The sequence below is a fragment of the Streptomyces sp. 351MFTsu5.1 genome (genome assembly GCF_000383655.1).
GTDB lineage: Bacteria > Actinomycetota > Actinomycetes > Streptomycetales > Streptomycetaceae > Streptomyces > Streptomyces griseorubiginosus.
Map to the genome: position 1 here is coordinate 114,727 of NZ_KB911788.1, position 17,685 is coordinate 132,411.

Below are 17,685 nucleotides of genomic sequence, written 5' to 3' on the forward strand. Positions count from 1 at the left end.
CGTGGCCGAGCACCGGTCGATGCAGCGAGCCGCCCTGCTGGACGCGGCTCGGTCCCTGCTGTCCGAGGGCGGGACGGAAGCGCTGACCTTCCCGGCCCTCGCCGAGCGGACGGGCCTCGCGCGGTCGTCGGTGTACGAGTACTTCCGGTCGCGGGCCGCCGTGGTCGAGGAGCTGTGCGAGGTCGACTTCCCCGTCTGGGCCGCGGAGGTCGCGGCGGCGATGGAGCGGGAGTCCTCGCCCGAGGGCAAGGTCGAGGCGTATGTGCGGCAGCAGCTCACGCTGGTGGGGGACCGGAGGCACCGGGCCGTCGTCGCCATCTCCGCGAGCGAGCTGGAGGCAGGGGCCCGGGAGAAGATCCGGGCGGCGCACGGGGGTCTGGTCGCGCTGATCGTCGAGGCGCTGGGGGAGATGGGACACGAGCAGCCCCGGCTGGCGGCGATGCTCGTGCAGGGAGTGGTGGACGCGGCTGTCCGGAGGATCGAGCTGGGTGCCGCCGAGGAACCTGATGTGGTGACCGAGGCTGCCGTGGCCATGGCTCTGCGGGGCGTGCGGGGCTGAGAGCGGCTGCCACTCCCCTTGGGTGCGTGCAGCAGGCCGGCGCCTACGTCGGTAGCGGCACTCCCAGGACGGGCAACAGCCTCGACGGCCCCCTGTGCAACAGCCACGGCGGGAGCAGGGACAGCGGGTCCAGGTAGGTCTCGCCTCTCCGCAGGCCCCAGTGCACGCAGGTGGTCGTGCAGTGGGAGCCCGTGGCGTTCACCGTTCCCACCACCTCGCCGGCCGCCACCTCGTCGCCCTTCGCGACCGACGCCGTGACCGGTTCGTAGGTCGTCCGGAGGTCCGTGCCCGTCAGGTCCACCGACACCACCCCCTTGCCCGCCACCCGGCCCGCGAAGGACACCCGGCCCGCGGCGACGGCCCTGACCGGGGTTCCCGCGGGCGCCGCCAGATCAACGCCGCGGTGGCCGCGGCCGTACACCGTCGCCGGAGGTTCCCAGCCGCGCAGGACCGCCGGGCGGATGCCCACGGGCCAGGCGCGGCCGATCGCCGGCACCGAGGTGTCCGTGGCCGTCGGGGTGAGAAGAGGTGGCCAGGACGTGGGGGCCGGTGCCGTCAGGAACAGCAGAAAGCCCAGCACCAGCCACGCAATACATCGTCCGCATCGCTTCACTCGCATGCGGAAACCGTCCCGTACCCGCACCGGTCATGGCCGGGACCTGTGGACTGCTCCCCGGTTGTGGACAACGGCGTCACCCGGTACCCCGCGGGTCCCGTACACTTCTTCTGGCGATCCGGGTGACCGGGTCGACTTCGCACGCCCCGACATCAGGCCGTCAAGCGGTCGGTGTCAGCGCCTCTCGGTCCTCTGTGGCACGGCGCGTCGCGGGCGTCAGGCGCGAGTGCCCTCCGGCACCCGCGGTACAACCGAGATCACCAAGGAGAACGGCCATGGCCGTCGTCACGATGCGGGAGCTGCTGGAGAGCGGCGTCCACTTCGGTCACCAGACCCGTCGCTGGAACCCGAAGATGAAGCGCTTCATCTTCACCGAGCGCAACGGCATCTACATCATCGACCTGCTCCAGTCGCTGTCGTACATCGACCGCGCCTACGAGTTCGTCAAGGAGACCGTCGCCCACGGCGGCACGGTCATGTTCGTCGGCACGAAGAAGCAGGCGCAGGAGGCCATCGCCGAGCAGGCCACCCGCGTCGGCATGCCCTACGTCAACCAGCGCTGGCTGGGCGGCATGCTCACCAACTTCTCGACCGTCTACAAGCGTCTGCAGCGCCTCAAGGAGCTCGAGCAGATCGACTTCGAGGACGTCGCCGCGTCGGGTCTGACCAAGAAGGAGCTCCTGGTCCTCTCGCGTGAGAAGGCCAAGCTCGAGAAGACCCTCGGCGGTATCCGCGAGATGCAGAAGGTGCCCAGCGCCGTCTGGATCGTGGACACCAAGAAGGAGCACATCGCGGTCGGCGAGGCCCGGAAGCTCAACATCCCGGTCGTCGCGATCCTCGACACCAACTGCGACCCCGACGAGGTCGACTACAAGATCCCGGGCAACGACGACGCGATCCGCTCCGTCACCCTGCTCACCCGTGTGATCGCCGACGCCGTCGCCGAGGGCCTCATCAGCCGCTCGCGCGTCGCCACCGGTGACAAGGGCGAGAAGGCCGCGGGCGAGCCGCTCGCCGAGTGGGAGCGCGACCTGCTCGAGGGTGGCGAGAAGAAGGCCGAGGAGACCCCGGCTGCCGAGGCTCCCGCCGCTGAGGCCGCAGAGGCCCCTGCCGCCGAGGCTCCGGCCGAGGCCGCTGCTGAGGCCCCGGCTGCTGAGGCTCCGGCCACCGAGGCTCCCGCCGCCGAGGCCGAGCAGGCCTGATCAGTCAGCGTTGACGGCGGGAGCGGCCGACATCCGGTTCGCTCCCGCCGTTCACCCATAGGTTCGCGATCCTCATCCGCGTGTGGATCGTGGACCGGGCAGATCTCCCGACTTCGAGAAAGATTCACAGACTCATGGCGAACTACACCGCCGCCGACGTCAAGAAGCTCCGTGAGCTCACCGGCGCCGGCATGATGGACTGCAAGAAGGCGCTGGACGAGGCCGAGGGCGACGTCGAGAAGGCCGTCGAGGCGCTCCGGATCAAGGGCCAGAAGGGCGTCGCCAAGCGCGAGGGCCGCTCCGCCGAGAACGGCGCCGTGGTCTCGATCATCGCCGACGACAACTCCTCCGGTGTCCTGGTCGAGCTGAAGTGCGAGACGGACTTCGTCGCCAAGGGCGAGAAGTTCCAGGCCGTCGCCAACCAGATCGCCGAGCACGTCGCCGCGACCTCCCCGGCCGACCTGGAGGCCCTGCTCGCCTCCGAGATCGAGGCCGGCAAGACCGTCCAGGCGTTCGTGGACGAGGCCAACGCCAACCTCGGTGAGAAGATCGTCCTGGACCGCTTCGCGCAGTTCGCCGACGGCTTCGTGACCGCGTACATGCACCGCACGATGCCCGACCTGCCCCCGCAGATCGGTGTCCTCGTCGAGCTGGACAAGCCGAACGCCGAGGTCGCCCGCGGTGTCGCCCAGCACATCGCCGCCTTCGCGCCGAAGTACCTCTCCAAGGAGGACGTGCCGGCCGAGGTCGTCGAGTCCGAGCGCCGCGTCGCCGAGGAGACCACCCGCGCCGAGGGCAAGCCCGAGGCCGCCCTGCCGAAGATCGTCGAGGGTCGCCTCAACGGCTTCTTCAAGGACGCCACGCTGCTCGGCCAGCCCTACGCGCTGGACAACAAGAAGTCGGTCCAGAAGGTCCTGGACGAGGCCGGTGTCACCCTGAAGCGCTTCACGCGCATCAAGGTCGGCATCTGAGTCCGTACCGCGAGCGACGCGCGGGCCCGATAGGGTCGTCAGCAGTCGTGCGGTACGCCGCCACGCACGCGCGTGGCGGACGACAGCAGATCTGACGAGGAGGCCATTGCCGCGCATGGGATGCGAACCAGTTCCCAACCGGCAATGGCCTTCTTCGTATGTGCAACAGGTGAAAGAGGCGGGATCCCCATGACCACCAAGGCCCAGAAGAGCGACGACGGCAAAGTACGCGGCCGGTTTCTGCTGAAGCTGTCCGGAGAGGCGTTCGCCGGTGGCGGCGGCCTGGGTGTGGACCCCGACGTGGTGCACAAGATCGCCCGCGAGATCGCCGCCGTCGTCCGGGACGGCGCCGAGATCGCCGTCGTCATCGGCGGCGGCAACTTCTTCCGCGGCGCCGAGCTCCAGCAGCGCGGCATGGACCGGGCCCGCTCCGACTACATGGGCATGCTCGGCACCGTGATGAACTGCCTGGCCCTCCAGGACTTCCTGGAGAAGGAGGGCATCGACAGCCGGGTGCAGACCGCCATCACCATGGGCCAGGTCGCCGAGCCGTACATCCCGCTGCGCGCCGTGCGCCACCTGGAGAAGGGCCGCGTGGTCATCTTCGGCGCCGGTATGGGCATGCCGTACTTCTCCACCGACACCACCGCCGCCCAGCGCGCCCTGGAGATCGACGCCGAGGCGCTGCTCATGGGCAAGAACGGCGTGGACGGGGTCTACGACTCCGACCCGAAGACCAACCCCGACGCGGTCAAGTTCGACGCCCTCGGCTACGGCGAGGTCATCACCCGCGACCTCAAGGTCGCCGACGCCACCGCCGTCACACTGTGCCGCGACAACAAGCTCCCGATCCTGGTGTTCGAGCTCCTGGCGGAGGGCAATATCGCCCGCGCGGTCAAGGGTGAGAAGATCGGCACGCTGGTGGGCGACCAGGACAGCCGGGACTGAACCGAGAGACACCCGGTCCCTGACCGGGGGATGGACAATGTCCTGCCGGTCGGGAACCGTGCAGGAAGAAGACGCGACGCAGCCGGCCGCCGCCCCCACGCATTCGGAACAGCAGCCGGGCCTACTCAAGACACGCAGGAGCAAGTGGTGATCGAAGAGACCCTCCTCGAGGCCGAGGAGAAGATGGAGAAGGCCGTCGTGGTCGCCAAGGAGGACTTCGCCGCGATCCGTACCGGTCGTGCGCACCCGGCGATGTTCAACAAGATCGTGGCCGACTACTACGGCGCGCCGACGCCGATCAACCAGCTGGCCTCGTTCTCCGTGCCGGAACCGCGCATGGCGGTCGTGACCCCGTTCGACAAGACCGCACTGCGCAACATCGAGCAGGCGATCCGCGACTCCGACCTGGGCGTCAACCCGAGCAACGACGGCAACATCATCCGAGTGGTGTTCCCCGAGCTCACCGAGGAGCGCCGCCGCGACTACATCAAGGTCGCCAAGGGCAAGGCCGAGGACTCCCGGGTGTCCATCCGCTCGGTCCGCCGCAAGGCCAAGGACTCGATCGACAAGCTCGTCAAGGACGGCGAGATCGGCGAGGACGAGGGCCGCCGTGCGGAGAAGGAGCTCGACGACGCGACGCACAAGTACGTCGCCCAGGTGGACGAGCTCCTGAAGCACAAGGAAGCGGAGCTGCTCGAGGTCTGATGAACGACTCTTCCTGGGCGACTCCGCCCCACGCCGGGTACTGGGGGCCGTCCGACCAGGGGCCTGTCCAGGGGGCTGCCCCGGCGGGTCCCGCGTACGATGCGCATGACGCGCAGCACACTCGCCCCATGCCCATCGTGCCCGACGGACCCGCGTACGGCGGAGACCAGGATGACGACAGGGGGGCCGCTCGGCTGAGCGGTCCCTTGTTCCGGGACGAGACGTTCCGGGACACCACCGTCCGCGACGAGACCACGCCGGCGCAGCCCTTCGCGGCGCCGCAGAAGCAGGATCCGGAGCCCATGCCCGACGCCTCGCAGCCGGCGCCCGCGCCGCAGAAGAAGAGCGCGGGCCGGGATCTGGGCGCGGCCATAGGGGTCGGCGTCGGGCTCGGTGTGGTGATCATCGCCTCCCTGTTCTTCGTCAAGGCAGTCTTCGTCGGCGTGATAGCGGTCGCCGTCGTGGTGGGTCTGTGGGAGCTGACCAGCAGGCTCCAGGAGCGCAAGGGCATCAAGGCGCCGCTGGTGCCGCTGGCGCTCGGCGGGGCCGCGATGGTCGTCGCCGGGTACGTCCGGGGCGCGGAGGGCGCTTGGGTGGCCATGGCGCTCACGGCGCTGGCGGTCCTGGTCTGGCGGATGACGGAACCGCCGGAGGGCTACCTGAAGGACGTCACGGCGGGTGTCTTCGCGGCGTTCTACGTCCCGTTCCTGGCCACCTTCGTCGCGATGATGCTGGCGGCCGAGGACGGGGCGCTGCGGGTTCTGACCTTCCTGCTCCTGACCGTCGTCAGCGACACCGGCGCGTACGCGGTCGGCTGGCGCTTCGGCACCCACAAGCTCGCCCCGCGCATCAGCCCCGGCAAGACCCGGGAGGGCCTGGTCGGAGCAGTGACGTTCGCGATGGCGGCGGGCGCGCTGTGCATGCAGTTCCTGATCGACGACGGCTCGTGGTGGCAGGGCCTGCTCCTCGGCCTCGCGGTCGCGGCCAGCGCGACGCTGGGTGACCTCGGCGAGTCGATGATCAAGCGGGACCTCGGCATCAAGGACATGGGCACCCTGCTGCCGGGCCACGGCGGCATCATGGACCGCCTGGACTCGCTGCTGCCCACGGCACCGGTGGTGTGGCTGCTGATGGTGCTGTTCGTGGGGTCGAGCTGACTTCACCCGTACGGCGTTCCCGGCCCCCGTCCTGTTCAGGACGGGGGCCGCGTCGTAGGTTCTTTGCATTTCGCCAAGCCCGGCAAGGCGCAGGCCAGAGTGGCGCAAATTGTGTGTCAGGGCTTGCTTCGCATACGTAAAAAGGGCCGTTTCCGCGCGAGTTCGTCCGGGATGCTGACCGCCGCGTCGGTTTTCGAACGGGGGAGCGGGATGAGCGAGCAGTTCGGGGTGGACCCCGAGACGTTGACGGATCTGGCGGGCAGGTTCGACCGGGAGGCGACGGGGCTCGCAGGGCCCCTCGGGTCTTTCTCGGGGAGCGCGGCGGAGACAGGGCAGGCGTTCGGGCTGCTGGGGATCTGTGACGGGGCGTCGGAGAAGTACCGGCAGCTGTTGGAGAACACCGTCAAGGCGCTCGGACACCTTCCGGACGTGCTCAGGAGCGACGGCGACCGGCTGCGGCTGAACGCCACCCACTACGCGGACTCCGACCGGACGGCCCTCGGGTATCTGCACTCCGCGGCCTCGGGCGGCCGTCCGTGAGCGTCAACGACTGGATCGACGGCAAGGTCCTGGAGATCCTCCAGGCGGCCGGTGTGGAACTACCGGGCGGCGACGGCGACACGCTCCGGGCGATCGCCCGCTCGTGGGACGCCATGGGCACCGAGCTGACGGATGTCGTACGGGCCGTGGACTCCGCGATCGCCGGGGTCGACCGGCAGGGGTGGCACGGGGCCGCCCGGGATGCCTTCGAGCGGCACTGGAGCGAGCAGAAGAAGGTTGTCCAGGACGTCGCCGCCAACCTCCATCGTGTCGCCGACGGGCTGCGCTCGTACGCCGACGAGATCGACGGGATCAACAAGGAGATCATCGACATCTGCGTCGAGATCGCCGAGATGGAGATCGCCGGGGTCGCGCTGTCGTTCTTCACGGGTTTCATCTCCGACCTCGTCGCGAACACGGCGGTGGCGGCGCGGGTCGCCAGGATCGTGGACCTGGTCGGGCTGTTCACCTCGGCCGCGGAGCGCGTGGCCGGGCTGTTGGAGCGCTGCGACGCGCTGAGCGCGGAAAAGGCGGCGAACCTGGTGAAACTGCTCTCCGGGCTCGGGCGCTTCACCGCCAGGTTCACGGGGACCTTCGCCACCAACTTCGTCGCCGACTCGGGAAGCATGATGCTGAACCAGGCGGCCCACGGGCAGCCGGTGACCGTCGGGGACGACCTCACCTACGGCAGCCGGGCCGCGGCCGGCACAGCCGCGTTCGGCGGGGTCGCCGGCGCCGTCGGAGCGCGTCTCACGGGAACGGCAGGCGACATTCTGCGGGGGGAGGGGCTCCTCGGCACCACGCTCAACGGTGCGGCCGGCAACGTGGCGGGCGGTTACACGGCCGACGCCGTCGGCGGTGCGAGTGGCGCGGCGACCGCCCAGGACGCCCTGACCAACGCGGCCACGGGGGCCTTCGGGAACGCCCAGAACCACGGCGTCAACCATGCTCTGGAGCAACACGGCAGCCTGGGCGGCGAGCACCTCAGTGACCGGGGCAGGCTCGCCGACGACGCGTTCACGACCACGGTCGGCACCACCCTGAACACCACCGTGTACGCCGCCGGCTCCGGCATCGAGGCGGATCTTCAACAACTGGCGAAGGACGAGAAGGACCAGTGAGGGCTCTGAGCTACGTGACGCTTGCCGCGGTGTGGACCCCGACCCCGCACCATCCCTACACCTGGGCCATGTTCCTCGGGTTCCTCCTGCTCGTGTTCGGGGGCGCGATCGCGGTCACCGGCGCCTACGCGACCGTGACGCTGCTGCGCGGCCCCGGTGAGAGGAAATGGGGGTCGTTCGTGATCGGACCGTTCATCCTCGCGGTCGGGCTCGCGATCGGGTACGCCGGTGTCGCGCTGGTCTAGGACGGGACAGCGAGGGGAGGGTCGATGATCCTCCTCGCGGCCGTGTTCACTCCCAGCCAGCACCATCCCCTCACGTGGGCCGACTTCTTCGGGTACCTGCTGTTGCTGGCCGGTACGGCCGCCGCCCTGATCGGCGGGTACGCGGCGATCAGCACCTACCGGAGCCTGGATCCCTCCCGCCGACGCGGCCAGATCCTGCCGGTCACCCTCACCGGCGGCTGCTTCGTGATCGCCGGCCTGGCGGTCGCCGCCTTCGGCGTGTGGATCTTCTGAACGTCCAGGTCGTTCGTACACAGACGGGATGCGAGCTGGGGACAGTGGTGGTGGGCCGGTCGAGATGTGATGGCGCCGTCGTGGGTATGGGTCCCGAACGTAGGAAGGGAACCGATGAACGGCCGGCGCCGGCAAGCCTTATGGCGGGTCAGATGGGATGTCAGAAATGGATGCAGGGCTCGCAGCTGTACTGGGTGCTGCCGTAGGGGCTATAGGCACTGGAGGTGCAGGCATCGGGGCTGCACTTCTGGCCCGCTCACAAGCGCGCTCTCAGCTTCAGGCCGAACACGCGCGAATTCTCAGAGAGCCAAGGAAAGTCGCCTACCTCGCACTCGCGGAGGAAGTGATCAAGGATTACAACAAACTAGTCACGGCCACTAGTAGCCTCCAGGTCGTTGCTGGAAACAGATATCCCACGGCCTTCGAAGACAGGATGAGGGCTGCTCGGGAAGCCTACGATTCCACGCGTTTGGACGACCACTCTCACGGCCATCGCTATGCACAGGTTGCTGTCGAAGGACCGCCAAAGGTAACGCAGGCAGCTGCGGACTGCCGGGTAGCGTTCTTGGAATTCAAAGCTAAAGTCCATGAGTGCCTCGTCCAGTTCCGACGCGACGGCGGTGGTACCCCGGAGGCAATAGCTTCGCTGAATGAGTTGAGCCAGAAATTTCACACGGAGTACTTGGCTTTTGTTCACGCTGCTGCTTCAGCGATCGCTGTCGATGGGTTGAACACCTTTCCGGAATAGCGTGTCCATTCGCACCCCCGGAGCAATTGTTCCACTCGTAGAGCAAGCGCCCTGAGCCGTCCCTGGGCCGTCCGAAGCCGACCGACGCCAACAGTCGGCCCCCGCAGGTGACCACCCCCACCCCGCTCCGGCCTGGGCCCCCGGCGATGATCTGCCACACTGGAAGGGTTATGCCTGCACCCGGAGAACTCACTTTCGTCGCCCCCCGCGGAGCCAAGAAGCCGCCGCGGCATCTCGCTGACCTCACTCCTGTCGAGCGCAAGGAGGTGGTGGCCGGGATCGGGGAGAAGCCTTTTCGGGCCAAGCAGCTCTCGCAGCACTACTTCGCGCGGTACGCGCACGACCCCGCGGAGTGGACCGACATCCCCGCCGGCTCGCGCGAGAAGCTCCGGGAGGCGCTGCTTCCCGAGCTGATGACCGTCGTACGGCATCTGTCGACCGACCAGGGGACCACGCGCAAGACGCTGTGGCGGCTGTTCGACGGGACGCTCGTGGAGTCCGTGCTGATGCGGTACCCGGACCGGGTGACCATGTGCATCAGCTCGCAGGCCGGCTGCGGGATGAACTGCCCGTTCTGCGCCACCGGGCAGGCCGGTCTTGACCGGAACCTGTCCACCGCCGAGATCGTGCACCAGATCGTCGACGGCATGCGGGCGCTCCGGGACGGGGAAGTGCCGGGCGGGCCCGCGCGGCTCTCCAACATCGTCTTCATGGGCATGGGCGAGCCGCTCGCCAACTACAAGCGCGTGACGCAGTCCATCCGCGCGCTCACCGACCCCGCCCCCGACGGGCTCGGGCTCTCGCAGCGCGGTATCACCGTGTCCACCGTGGGGCTCGTGCCCGCCATTCACCGGTTCGCCGACGAAGGGTTCAAGTGCCGGCTCGCGATCTCCCTGCACGCTCCTGACGACGAGCTGCGCGACACCCTCGTCCCCGTGAACACGCGGTGGAAGGTGCGCGAGGTCCTCGACGCCGGGTTCGAGTACGTCGAGAAGAGCGGGCGGCGGCTCTCCATCGAGTACGCGCTGATCCGGGACATCAACGACCAGGCCTGGCGCGGTGACCGGCTCGGCCGGCTGCTCCGGGGCAAGCCCGTGCACGTGAACCTGATTCCGCTGAACCCGACCCCGGGCTCCAAGTGGACCGCCTCGCGGCCCGAGGACGAGAAGGCCTTCGTCGAGGCGATCGCCGCGCACGGCGTGCCGGTGACCGTCCGGGACACCCGCGGCCAGGAGATCGACGGGGCCTGTGGCCAGCTCGCGGCCACCGAGCGGTAGTCTGGCGACTGTACGTACACCTTCATATCCGACAGGGGAGCGCAACAGCGCTGAGAGTGCGGCAACCGGGCCGCAGACCCTCTGAACCTCGCCCAGGTCATTCTGGGTAGGAAGTTCGGTCATCACCGTGAACAACAAGAAGCTTTTCGCTGCCGTCGTGGGCCTCGGTCTCGTCACGCTGTCCGCGTGCGGGTCCTCGTCCTCCTCCGACTCCTCCTCCGGCTCCGGCAGCACCGGCTCCAAGACCGTCACCCTCGTCAGCCACGACTCCTGGGCCGTCTCCAAGGGCGTCCTCGCCGACTTCGAGAAGAAGTCCGGCTACAAGGTGAAGGTCCTGGAGGACGGCGACGCCGGGCAGGCCGTCAACAAGGCCATCCTCACCAAGGACAACCCGCAGGGAGACGTCTTCTTCGGCGTCGACAACACCCTGCTCTCCCGGGCGCTCGACAACGGCCTCTTCCAGCCGTACGAGGCGAAGGGCGCCGGCACCATCAAGGCGGGGTACCGCGTCGACGGGGACAAGGTCACGCCCATCGACACCGGCGACATCTGCGTCAACTACGACAAGGCGTGGTTCAGCGAGCACAAGCTCCAGCCGCCGACGTCGTACGACGACCTGGTCAAGCCCGCCTACAAGAACCTCCTCGTCACCGAGAACGCCTCCACCTCCTCCCCGGGCCTCGGCTTCCTCCTCGGGTCCGCCGCGAAGTACGGGGACGAGGGCTGGCAGGGCTACTGGAAGAAGCTCAAGGCCAACGGCGTCAAGGTCGTCGACGGCTGGGAGCAGGCCTACAACGAGGAGTTCTCCGGGTCGGCCGGCGGCAAGAAGGCCAAGGCCGACCGGCCGCTCGTCGTCTCCTACGCCTCCTCGCCGCCCGCCGAGGTGATCTACGCCGACCCGAAGCCGGCCACCGCGCCCACCGGAGTCGCCGACGGCACCTGCTTCCGGCAGATCGAGTACGCGGGGCTGCTCAGCAACGCCAAGAACACCAAGGGTGGCAAGGCGTTCCTGGACTTCCTGCTCACCAAGGAGTTCCAGCAGGACATGCCGCTCAACATGTTCGTCTACCCGGTCGTGCAGGGCGCCCAGGTGCCGGCCGAGTTCACGAAGTACGGTCCGCAGGCCAAGGATCCCGAGACCATGGACCCGGCCAGGATCGCCGAACACCGTGACGACTGGGTCAAGTCGTGGACCTCGCTCGTCCTCAGGTGAGCCGGAGGGGCGCGGCGGCACGGCTCGGCCTGATGGCCGTGCCCGTCGCGTTCTTCGCCGTCTTCTTCGCCTTGCCCGTCGCCGCGATCGTCAGGCGTGGCCTCGACACGGACGGGAGCTGGCAGTTCGGCCGGATCACCGACGTTCTCGGTCAGCCGGACATCCGGCACGTCCTGTGGTTCACCACCTGGCAGGCGCTCGTCTCCACCGCGCTCACGCTGCTGGTCGCGCTCCCCGGCGCGTACGTCTTCGCGCGCTTCGACTTCCCCGGCAAGCAGATCCTGCGGGCCGTGGTCACCGTGCCCTTCGTGCTGCCGACCGTCGTGGTCGGTACGGCCTTCCTGGCCCTGGTCGGCCGGGGCGGGTTGCTGGACGAGTGGTGGGGCGTACGGCTGGACACCACCGTGTGGGCGATCCTGCTCGCGCACGTCTTCTTCAACTACGCGGTCGTCGTACGGACCGTCGGCGGACTGTGGGCGCAGCTGGACCCCCGGCAGGAGGAGGCCGCGCGGATGCTGGGCGCGTCCCCGCTCACCGCCTGGCGCAAGGTCACCCTCCCCGCGCTCGGGCCCGCCGTGGCCGCCGCCGCGCTGATGGTCTTCCTGTTCACCTTCACCTCCTTCGGTGTGGTCCAGATCCTCGGCGGCCCCACGTTCTCCACCCTCGAGGTGGAGATCTACCGCCAGACCTCCGAGATCTTCGACCTCTCCACGGCCGCCGTGCTGACGATCATCCAGTTCGTGGCCGTGGGCGCGGTCCTCGCCCTGCACGCGTGGACCGTACGGCGCAGGGAGAGCGCGCTCCGGCTCGTGGACGCGTCCGTCACCGCCCGGCGGCCGCGCGGCGCGGGGGAGTGGGCGCTGCTGGCCGGGGTCCTCGCGGTCGTCGCCGTCCTCCTGGTGCTGCCGCTCGCCGTGCTGGTGCAACGCTCCCTCGGCGCCCCCGACTTCGGCTACTACCGGGCGCTCACCCACAGCGACGGCGGGGTCTTCCTCGTCGCGCCGATCGAGGCGATCGGGAACTCGCTGGAGTACGCCCTCGCCGCGACCGTCATCGCGGTGGTGGTCGGAGGGCTCGCGGCGGCCGCGCTGACGCGACGGGACGCGGGGCGATGGGTACGGGGCTTCGACGCGCTGCTGATGCTGCCGCTCGGGGTGTCCGCGGTGACCGTCGGCTTCGGGTTCCTGATCTCCCTCGACGAGCCGCCGCTGGACCTCCGACAGTCCTGGATCCTGGTGCCGCTCGCGCAGGCGCTGGTCGGGGTGCCGTTCGTCGTACGGACCATGCTGCCCGTGCTGCGGGCGGTGGACCACCGGCTGCGGGAGGCCGCGGCCGTGCTCGGGGCCGCGCCCTGGCGGGTGTGGCGGGAGGTCGACCTGCCCATGGTGCGGCGGGCGCTGCTGATCGCGGCGGGGTTCGCGTTCGCCGTGTCGCTGGGCGAGTTCGGGGCGACCGTCTTCATCGCACGGCCCGACAACCCGACCCTGCCGGTCGCCGTGGCCCGGCTGCTGGGCCGTGCCGGTGACCTCAACTACGGCCAGGCGATGGCCCTCTCGACCATCCTGATGATCGTGTGCGCGGTGGCGCTGCTGGTCCTCGAACGGCTGCGGACCGACCGGACCGGGGAGTTCTGATGCTGCTGAGCCTAGCGGAGGCGACGGTACGGTTCGGCGGGCGGGCCGTGCTCGACGGGGTCGGGCTCGATGTCGCCGAGCACGAGGTCGTGTGCGTGCTGGGACCGAGCGGCAGCGGCAAGTCGACGCTGCTGCGGGCGGTGGCCGGCCTGCAACCGCTCGACGGAGGGCGGGTGTCGCTCGACGGGCGGGACCAGTCCGGGGTGCCCGCGCACCGGCGCGGGGTGGGCCTGATGTTCCAGGACCACCAGCTGTTCCCGCAGCGGGACGTGGGCGCCAACGTGGCCTTCGGACTCCGGATGCGTGACGTCCCCAAGGCGCAGCAGGCTGAGCGGGTGCGGGAGTTGCTCGACCTCGTCGGGCTGCCGGGCGCCGCCCGCCGGGCCGTCGCCTCGCTCTCCGGCGGTGAGCAGCAGCGGGTCGCGCTGGCCCGGGCGCTGGCTCCCCGGCCCCGGCTGCTGATGCTCGACGAGCCGCTCGGGCAGCTGGACCGTTCGCTGCGGGAGCGGCTCGTCGTCGAACTGCGGGAGCTGTTCGGGCGGTTGGGCACCACGGTGCTCGCGGTCACCCACGACCAGAGCGAGGCCTTCGCGCTCGCCGACCGGGTCGTGGTGATGCGGGACGGACGGATCGCCCAGTCCGGTACGCCGCTGGAGGTGTGGCAGCGGCCGGTGGACGAGTTCGTGGCCCGTTTCCTCGGCTTCGAGAACGTGGTGGAGGGGACCGTCACCGGCGAGGCCGCGGACACGGTGTGGGGCAAGGTCCCGGTGCCGCCAGGGGCCGCGCAGGGAGTCCGGAGCGTGCTGGTGCGCCCCGCGGGCGTGCGACTGGTGCCGGCCGACGAGGGGCTGCCCTGCACGGTCGCCGCACGCACCTTCAAGGGCACCCATGTCGCCGTGCACCTGCAACCCGCGGACGACGGACCCCGCCTGGAAGCCGCGTGCGCCCTGCGCGAGGCGCCGGAGGTCGGGGACGCGGTGGGGGTGGGGTTCGATGCCGCCGAAATTGTGGTGCTCGGCTGACGAGGGCGACCTACAGTGCCCGGCATGACGCTGCTCACGCACGACCGCTACTGCGACGAGATCGCCCACCAGGTGGGTCTGTTGAGGGCCGTGGTGACCTCCGGGGCCGATCTGTCGGTGACCGTGCCGACCTGTCCGGACTGGTCGTTGGAGCAACTGGTGCGGCACACCGGGGGCGCCCTGCGCTGGGTGGAGCTGATGGTGCGGACCCGGGTCCAGGAGGAAGTGCCCGAGGACCAGGTGCGGTTGGGGGAGGGGCCCGAGGACGCGGGTGAGCTCGACGCGTGGCTCGCCGAGACCGGTGACGCACTCGTCGCCACGCTGCGGGAGGCCGGACCGGACACCGGGGTGTGGTCCTGGGCCGGGGTTCCGACCTCCGGGTTCTGGGCCCGGCGGATGGTCCACGAGCTGACCGTCCACCGTGCCGATGCCACGCTCGCCGCCGGCCAGCCCTATGAGGTCGCCCCGGAGATTGCCGCCGACGCCATCGACGAGTGGCTCGAGATCGTGGAGTTCGCGCAGCGGACCATGCCGGACGACGAGTCACGGGAGCTGCGGGGCCCGGGGCGCAGCATCCATCTGCACGCCACCGACACGGGCGCGGAACTGGACGCGGAGTGGCTGATCCGGTTAACCGAGGACGTCATCGACTGGCGACGCGGGCACGAGAAGGCGACCGTCGCCCTGCGCGGGCCGCTGACCTCCGTCATGCTCGCCTTCTACCGCCGACTGCCGCTGGACAGCCCCCGGTTGGAGGTGCTCGGCGAGCGGAAGCTGCTGGAGTTCTGGCTGGAGCGGGCGAGTTTCGGGTGAACCGGAGCCTGGCGGACCACCCGGTGAGCAGGGTCTCCGGTGAAAAGGGTTCCGACGAACAAGGCGGCGGCCCGCCCCCGTTGAGGGAGCGGGCCGCCGTACTGCTGTGTGCGCGTCAGCGGGAGCTGCTCGCTCCACGACGGCGCAGGCCGAAGAAGACCGCGCCGCCGCCGATCGCCACGAGCGCGATCGCGATGCCGGCGATCAGGCCGGTGTTGGAGTTGGCGCCGGTCTCGGCGAGGTTGGAGTCGCCGACCGCGGCCGACGGGGCGTTGCTCTCGACAGTGGCCGGAGCGGTGGTGCCCTCCGAGGCCGAGGGGGTCGCGGACGGGGTCGGGGTGTCCTCGGCCGGAGTGCTGGCGGAGTCCGACGGGGTGGGCGTGGGCGTGGGCGTCGGGGTCGGCGTGTCCTCGGTCTTGCAGGCGGTCGCCGGGGTGATCAGGTTGGGCGTGATGTTCTCGCCCTGGATGTAGGGCAGGGCCTCGACGTGGATGCGGTACTCGGCGTTGGGCGCCCAGTCCTCCTCGAAGGTGATGGTGGTGCCCTTCTTGGAGCCCTTCACCGTCTTCTCGCCGACCTTCTTGGCGTCGCCGCCGTTGCTCTGAAGGTACACGGAGACGGTCGCCTCGACGCCGGTCCGGTCCACGTCCGTGACGCTGATGACGCCCTGCGTGCCGTCACACTTGGCCTCGGCGGAGAACTCCTTGATGTTGCAGGCAAGGGCGTTGCTGGAGGCGCCGAGCACGATCGCGGTCGAGGCGGCGGCGACGCCGAGGAAGCGCGCGGCGCGGGAGGTACGGCGGGATATGGGCGTGAATGCCACGTTCGTCCTTCACGGGGTGCGCAAATGCGGGGGGTGGACGGGATGGTGATGTGTCATCACCGTCCCCACGAGTCTCACAGGTCTATAAGCGCTGCATAAGTAGTGTCAACGTGTAGGCACCCTATACCCGTTGGCTTTACCTTCTTATTACACAGCGAGACGTTTCAGCGCTCCCGGCACCTCCTCGATCCGGTCAACCAGGGCGATTCGGGCCTCCATTGAGCGCTCCCGCGCGAGCGCCTGGAGCAATGGCCAGGTCGGCAGCCGCTCCGTCCAGTGCGCTCGGTTCACGAGGACCATCGGGGTAGGTTCGCCGCGCGACTCGTAGTAGTTGGGTGTCGCGTTGTCGAAGATCTCCTGCACGGTCCCGGCGGCGCCCGGCAGGAAGACCACCCCGGCGTTGCAGCGGGCCAGCAGGCCGTCCTCGCGGGTGGCGTTGGCGAAGTACTTGGCGATGTGCGACGCGAAGGCGTTGGGCGGCTCGTGGCCGTAGAACCAGGTGGGGATGCCGACCGAACCGCCGCCGCGGGGCCAGCGGGCGCGGACCTCGAACGCGGCGCGCGCCCAGTCGGTGATCGAGGGCGTGAACGAGGGTGCCGCGCCGAGGAGTTCGCAGGCCTCCTCCAGCATGGCGTCCTCGAAGGGGGCCGCGTAGGCGCCGAGGTTGGCCGCCTCCATCGCGCCCGGTCCGCCGCCGGTGGCCACGGTGAGCCCCGCGCGGGCCAGTTCACGCCCGAGGCGGGCGGCGCCGACGTACTCCTCGGTCCCGCGCGCCATCGCGTGGCCGCCCATCACCCCCACGACCCGCGCGCCGGGCAGCAGTTCGTCGAGGGCGTCGGAGACGGCGTCGTCGTGGACCGCGCGCAGGGTCGACGCGTATATGTCGCGGTCGGCCTTGGTGCGCTGGAACCAGGCGTAGGCGAGGGCGTCCGGGGTCTGTTCGTAGCCCTTGTCCAGCCCGTCGAAGAGTTCGTCGGGGGAGTAGAGGAGGCCGCGGTAGGGATCGAAGGGGAGGCCCGGCACGGGCGGGAAGACCAGGGCCCCGTCGTGGCGGATCTTCGCCGCCGCGTTCTCCCGCATGGGGCAGCCGAGGAAGACGGTGCCCGCGGTGTCGGTGGCCAGCAACTCCCTTGTCCGGTCGGTCAGATCGACCGCCTGGACGCGGAATCCGGTCAGCGCGCCGCGGGCCGAGACGACCGCGTCGAACTCCTCCAGCGTCTCGATCTCACGGTCGTCGTGGTGTGCCGCGTGGGCGGGGCTCGTCTGCACCCGCCCATGCTCGCACGCCGGGTTCCGGCCCCGGGTTCAGCCCTGGATCGCCGCCGGGTCCATCCACACGACCTCCCAGCCGTGGCCGTCGAGGTCGTCGAAGGAACGGCCGTACATGAAGCCCTGGTCCTGGACGTCGTCGTTGGCCGTGCCGCCCGCGGCGACCGCCTTCTCGACCAGCTCGTCCACCTTGGCGCGGCTCTCGGCGCTCAGACAGAGCAGCACCTGACTGGACTTCGTCGGGTCCGCGATCTCCTTCTTGGTGAAGGTCGCGTAGAACGGCTTGGTGAGCAGCATCGCGACGATGGTCTCGCTGATCACGACAGAGGCCGCCTTGTCATCGCTGAACTGTTCGTTGAGCGTGTAACCGAGCTCCGTGTAGAACTTCTTCGATGCGTCGAGGTCGTTCACGGGCAGGTTGACGAAGATCATCTGCTGGTAGGCCGGAGCGGTCATCGGAATCTCTCCCATCGGGTACGTGCGATACGGGGGGTAGACGGGCGGGTGCGGCGGAACTCATCGGTGGGGGAGAGATTTTCTCGGCGGCGT

The 17,685-nt window shown here is 69.6% G+C and carries 20 protein-coding genes and 1 riboswitch; of the genes, 16 read left to right on the plus strand and 4 right to left on the minus strand.

The features are described from left to right. The first annotated feature begins 1 nt into the window (after position 1). Positions 2 to 559, plus strand: a complete 558-nt coding sequence (locus H295_RS0128520) for a TetR/AcrR family transcriptional regulator (RefSeq protein WP_020138766.1) — start codon at positions 2 to 4, stop codon at positions 557 to 559. A 43-nt stretch (positions 560 to 602) separates the two neighbouring features. On the opposite strand, the gene H295_RS0128525 is transcribed toward H295_RS0128520, so the two are convergent. Further along, on the minus strand, positions 603 to 1,178 hold the full coding sequence (locus H295_RS0128525) for a M23 family metallopeptidase (RefSeq protein WP_051135624.1): 576 nt from the start codon (positions 1,176 to 1,178) through the stop codon (positions 603 to 605). 272 nt (positions 1,179 to 1,450) lie between these two features. Between H295_RS0128525 and rpsB the strand changes: the two genes are divergently transcribed. From rpsB to H295_RS0128595, 15 genes are all read left to right on the plus strand, one after another. After that, positions 1,451 to 2,377, plus strand: a complete 927-nt coding sequence (rpsB, locus tag H295_RS0128530; protein ID WP_020138768.1) for a 30S ribosomal protein S2 — start codon at positions 1,451 to 1,453, stop codon at positions 2,375 to 2,377. A gap of 134 nt (positions 2,378 to 2,511) precedes the next feature. Beyond that, positions 2,512 to 3,348 carry a translation elongation factor Ts gene (tsf, locus tag H295_RS0128535; RefSeq protein WP_020138769.1) on the plus strand — a complete coding sequence of 279 codons (837 nt, stop codon included), beginning with the start codon at positions 2,512 to 2,514 and terminating at the stop codon, positions 3,346 to 3,348. 189 nt (positions 3,349 to 3,537) lie between these two features. Then, complete coding sequence (gene pyrH / locus H295_RS0128540) at positions 3,538 to 4,296, plus strand: UMP kinase (protein WP_020138770.1); 759 nt, start codon at positions 3,538 to 3,540, stop codon at positions 4,294 to 4,296. A 147-nt stretch (positions 4,297 to 4,443) separates the two neighbouring features. Then, positions 4,444 to 5,001 (plus strand): ribosome recycling factor, encoded by a 558-nt coding sequence (frr, locus tag H295_RS0128545; RefSeq protein WP_020138771.1) that lies wholly within the window; start codon positions 4,444 to 4,446, stop codon positions 4,999 to 5,001. Beyond that, positions 5,001 to 6,158, plus strand: coding sequence for a phosphatidate cytidylyltransferase (locus tag H295_RS0128550; protein WP_043218098.1), 1,158 nt, complete (start codon positions 5,001 to 5,003; stop codon positions 6,156 to 6,158). The genes frr and H295_RS0128550 overlap by 1 nt, the downstream gene beginning before the upstream one ends. A gap of 210 nt (positions 6,159 to 6,368) precedes the next feature. Continuing rightward, on the plus strand, positions 6,369 to 6,698 hold the full coding sequence (locus tag H295_RS0128555; protein WP_234021699.1) for a WXG100 family type VII secretion target: 330 nt from the start codon (positions 6,369 to 6,371) through the stop codon (positions 6,696 to 6,698). Further along, positions 6,695 to 7,819 (plus strand): WXG100 family type VII secretion target, encoded by a 1,125-nt coding sequence (locus H295_RS0128560; RefSeq protein WP_028809836.1) that lies wholly within the window; start codon positions 6,695 to 6,697, stop codon positions 7,817 to 7,819. The genes H295_RS0128555 and H295_RS0128560 overlap by 4 nt, the downstream gene beginning before the upstream one ends. Then, a complete protein-coding gene (locus tag H295_RS0128565) occupies positions 7,816 to 8,064 on the plus strand; it encodes a hypothetical protein (protein WP_020138774.1) in 249 nt (82 codons plus the stop codon). Before H295_RS0128560 ends, H295_RS0128565 begins: the two co-directional genes overlap by 4 nt. A gap of 24 nt (positions 8,065 to 8,088) precedes the next feature. Then, a complete protein-coding gene (locus tag H295_RS0128570) occupies positions 8,089 to 8,337 on the plus strand; it encodes a hypothetical protein (RefSeq protein WP_020138775.1) in 249 nt (82 codons plus the stop codon). Between the two features lie 166 nt (positions 8,338 to 8,503). Then, on the plus strand, positions 8,504 to 9,085 hold the full coding sequence (locus H295_RS47260) for a hypothetical protein (protein ID WP_158691067.1): 582 nt from the start codon (positions 8,504 to 8,506) through the stop codon (positions 9,083 to 9,085). Positions 9,086 to 9,255: 170 nt separating this feature from the next. Then, the gene (rlmN, locus tag H295_RS0128575) at positions 9,256 to 10,362 is read left to right on the plus strand and encodes a 23S rRNA (adenine(2503)-C(2))-methyltransferase RlmN (RefSeq protein ID WP_020138776.1); all 1,107 of its coding nucleotides are present in this window, start codon (positions 9,256 to 9,258) and stop codon (positions 10,360 to 10,362) included. Between the two features lie 23 nt (positions 10,363 to 10,385). Continuing rightward, a riboswitch (TPP riboswitch) is annotated at positions 10,386 to 10,493 on the plus strand. Further along, positions 10,490 to 11,575 carry a thiamine ABC transporter substrate-binding protein gene (locus H295_RS0128580; protein WP_020138777.1) on the plus strand — a complete coding sequence of 362 codons (1,086 nt, stop codon included), beginning with the start codon at positions 10,490 to 10,492 and terminating at the stop codon, positions 11,573 to 11,575. Its footprint overlaps the riboswitch before it by 4 nt. A 32-nt stretch (positions 11,576 to 11,607) precedes the next feature. Then, complete coding sequence (locus tag H295_RS0128585; RefSeq protein WP_020138778.1) at positions 11,608 to 13,209, plus strand: ABC transporter permease; 1,602 nt, start codon at positions 11,608 to 11,610, stop codon at positions 13,207 to 13,209. Continuing rightward, complete coding sequence (locus tag H295_RS0128590; protein ID WP_020138779.1) at positions 13,209 to 14,231, plus strand: ABC transporter ATP-binding protein; 1,023 nt, start codon at positions 13,209 to 13,211, stop codon at positions 14,229 to 14,231. Before H295_RS0128585 ends, H295_RS0128590 begins: the two co-directional genes overlap by 1 nt. Positions 14,232 to 14,255: 24 nt before the next feature. Further along, positions 14,256 to 15,044, plus strand: coding sequence for a maleylpyruvate isomerase family mycothiol-dependent enzyme (locus tag H295_RS0128595; protein ID WP_020138780.1), 789 nt, complete (start codon positions 14,256 to 14,258; stop codon positions 15,042 to 15,044). 115 nt (positions 15,045 to 15,159) lie between these two features. On the opposite strand, the gene H295_RS0128600 is transcribed toward H295_RS0128595, so the two are convergent. From H295_RS0128600 to H295_RS0128610, 3 genes are all read right to left on the minus strand, one after another. Then, positions 15,160 to 15,867 (minus strand): LAETG motif-containing sortase-dependent surface protein, encoded by a 708-nt coding sequence (locus tag H295_RS0128600; protein WP_020138781.1) that lies wholly within the window; start codon positions 15,865 to 15,867, stop codon positions 15,160 to 15,162. A gap of 147 nt (positions 15,868 to 16,014) precedes the next feature. Then, positions 16,015 to 17,136 carry an LOG family protein gene (locus H295_RS0128605; RefSeq protein ID WP_020138782.1) on the minus strand — a complete coding sequence of 374 codons (1,122 nt, stop codon included), beginning with the start codon at positions 17,134 to 17,136 and terminating at the stop codon, positions 16,015 to 16,017. A 36-nt stretch (positions 17,137 to 17,172) separates the two neighbouring features. Next, positions 17,173 to 17,592, minus strand: coding sequence for a VOC family protein (locus H295_RS0128610; RefSeq protein WP_020138783.1), 420 nt, complete (start codon positions 17,590 to 17,592; stop codon positions 17,173 to 17,175). Positions 17,593 to 17,685 lie beyond the last annotated feature (93 nt).

What these genes read in the sequence shown, in the direction of transcription:
- pyrH (WP_020138770.1), top strand. Translation starts at nt 3,538, where the DNA reads ATGACCACCAAGGCCCAGAAGAGCGACGACGGCAAAGTACGCGGCCGG.
- tsf (WP_020138769.1), top strand. Translation starts at nt 2,512, where the DNA reads ATGGCGAACTACACCGCCGCCGACGTCAAGAAGCTCCGTGAGCTCACC.
- H295_RS0128550 (WP_043218098.1), top strand. Translation starts at nt 5,001, where the DNA reads ATGAACGACTCTTCCTGGGCGACTCCGCCCCACGCCGGGTACTGGGGG.
- H295_RS47260 (WP_158691067.1), top strand. Translation starts at nt 8,504, where the DNA reads ATGGATGCAGGGCTCGCAGCTGTACTGGGTGCTGCCGTAGGGGCTATA.
- H295_RS0128590 (WP_020138779.1), top strand. Translation starts at nt 13,209, where the DNA reads ATGCTGCTGAGCCTAGCGGAGGCGACGGTACGGTTCGGCGGGCGGGCC.
- H295_RS0128570 (WP_020138775.1), top strand. Translation starts at nt 8,089, where the DNA reads ATGATCCTCCTCGCGGCCGTGTTCACTCCCAGCCAGCACCATCCCCTC.
- H295_RS0128555 (WP_234021699.1), top strand. Translation starts at nt 6,369, where the DNA reads ATGAGCGAGCAGTTCGGGGTGGACCCCGAGACGTTGACGGATCTGGCG.
- H295_RS0128585 (WP_020138778.1), top strand. Translation starts at nt 11,608, where the DNA reads ATGGCCGTGCCCGTCGCGTTCTTCGCCGTCTTCTTCGCCTTGCCCGTC.
- rpsB (WP_020138768.1), top strand. Translation starts at nt 1,451, where the DNA reads ATGGCCGTCGTCACGATGCGGGAGCTGCTGGAGAGCGGCGTCCACTTC.
- H295_RS0128595 (WP_020138780.1), top strand. Translation starts at nt 14,256, where the DNA reads ATGACGCTGCTCACGCACGACCGCTACTGCGACGAGATCGCCCACCAG.
- rlmN (WP_020138776.1), top strand. Translation starts at nt 9,256, where the DNA reads ATGCCTGCACCCGGAGAACTCACTTTCGTCGCCCCCCGCGGAGCCAAG.
- H295_RS0128610 (WP_020138783.1), bottom strand. Translation starts at nt 17,592, where the DNA reads ATGACCGCTCCGGCCTACCAGCAGATGATCTTCGTCAACCTGCCCGTG.
- H295_RS0128525 (WP_051135624.1), bottom strand. Translation starts at nt 1,178, where the DNA reads ATGCGAGTGAAGCGATGCGGACGATGTATTGCGTGGCTGGTGCTGGGC.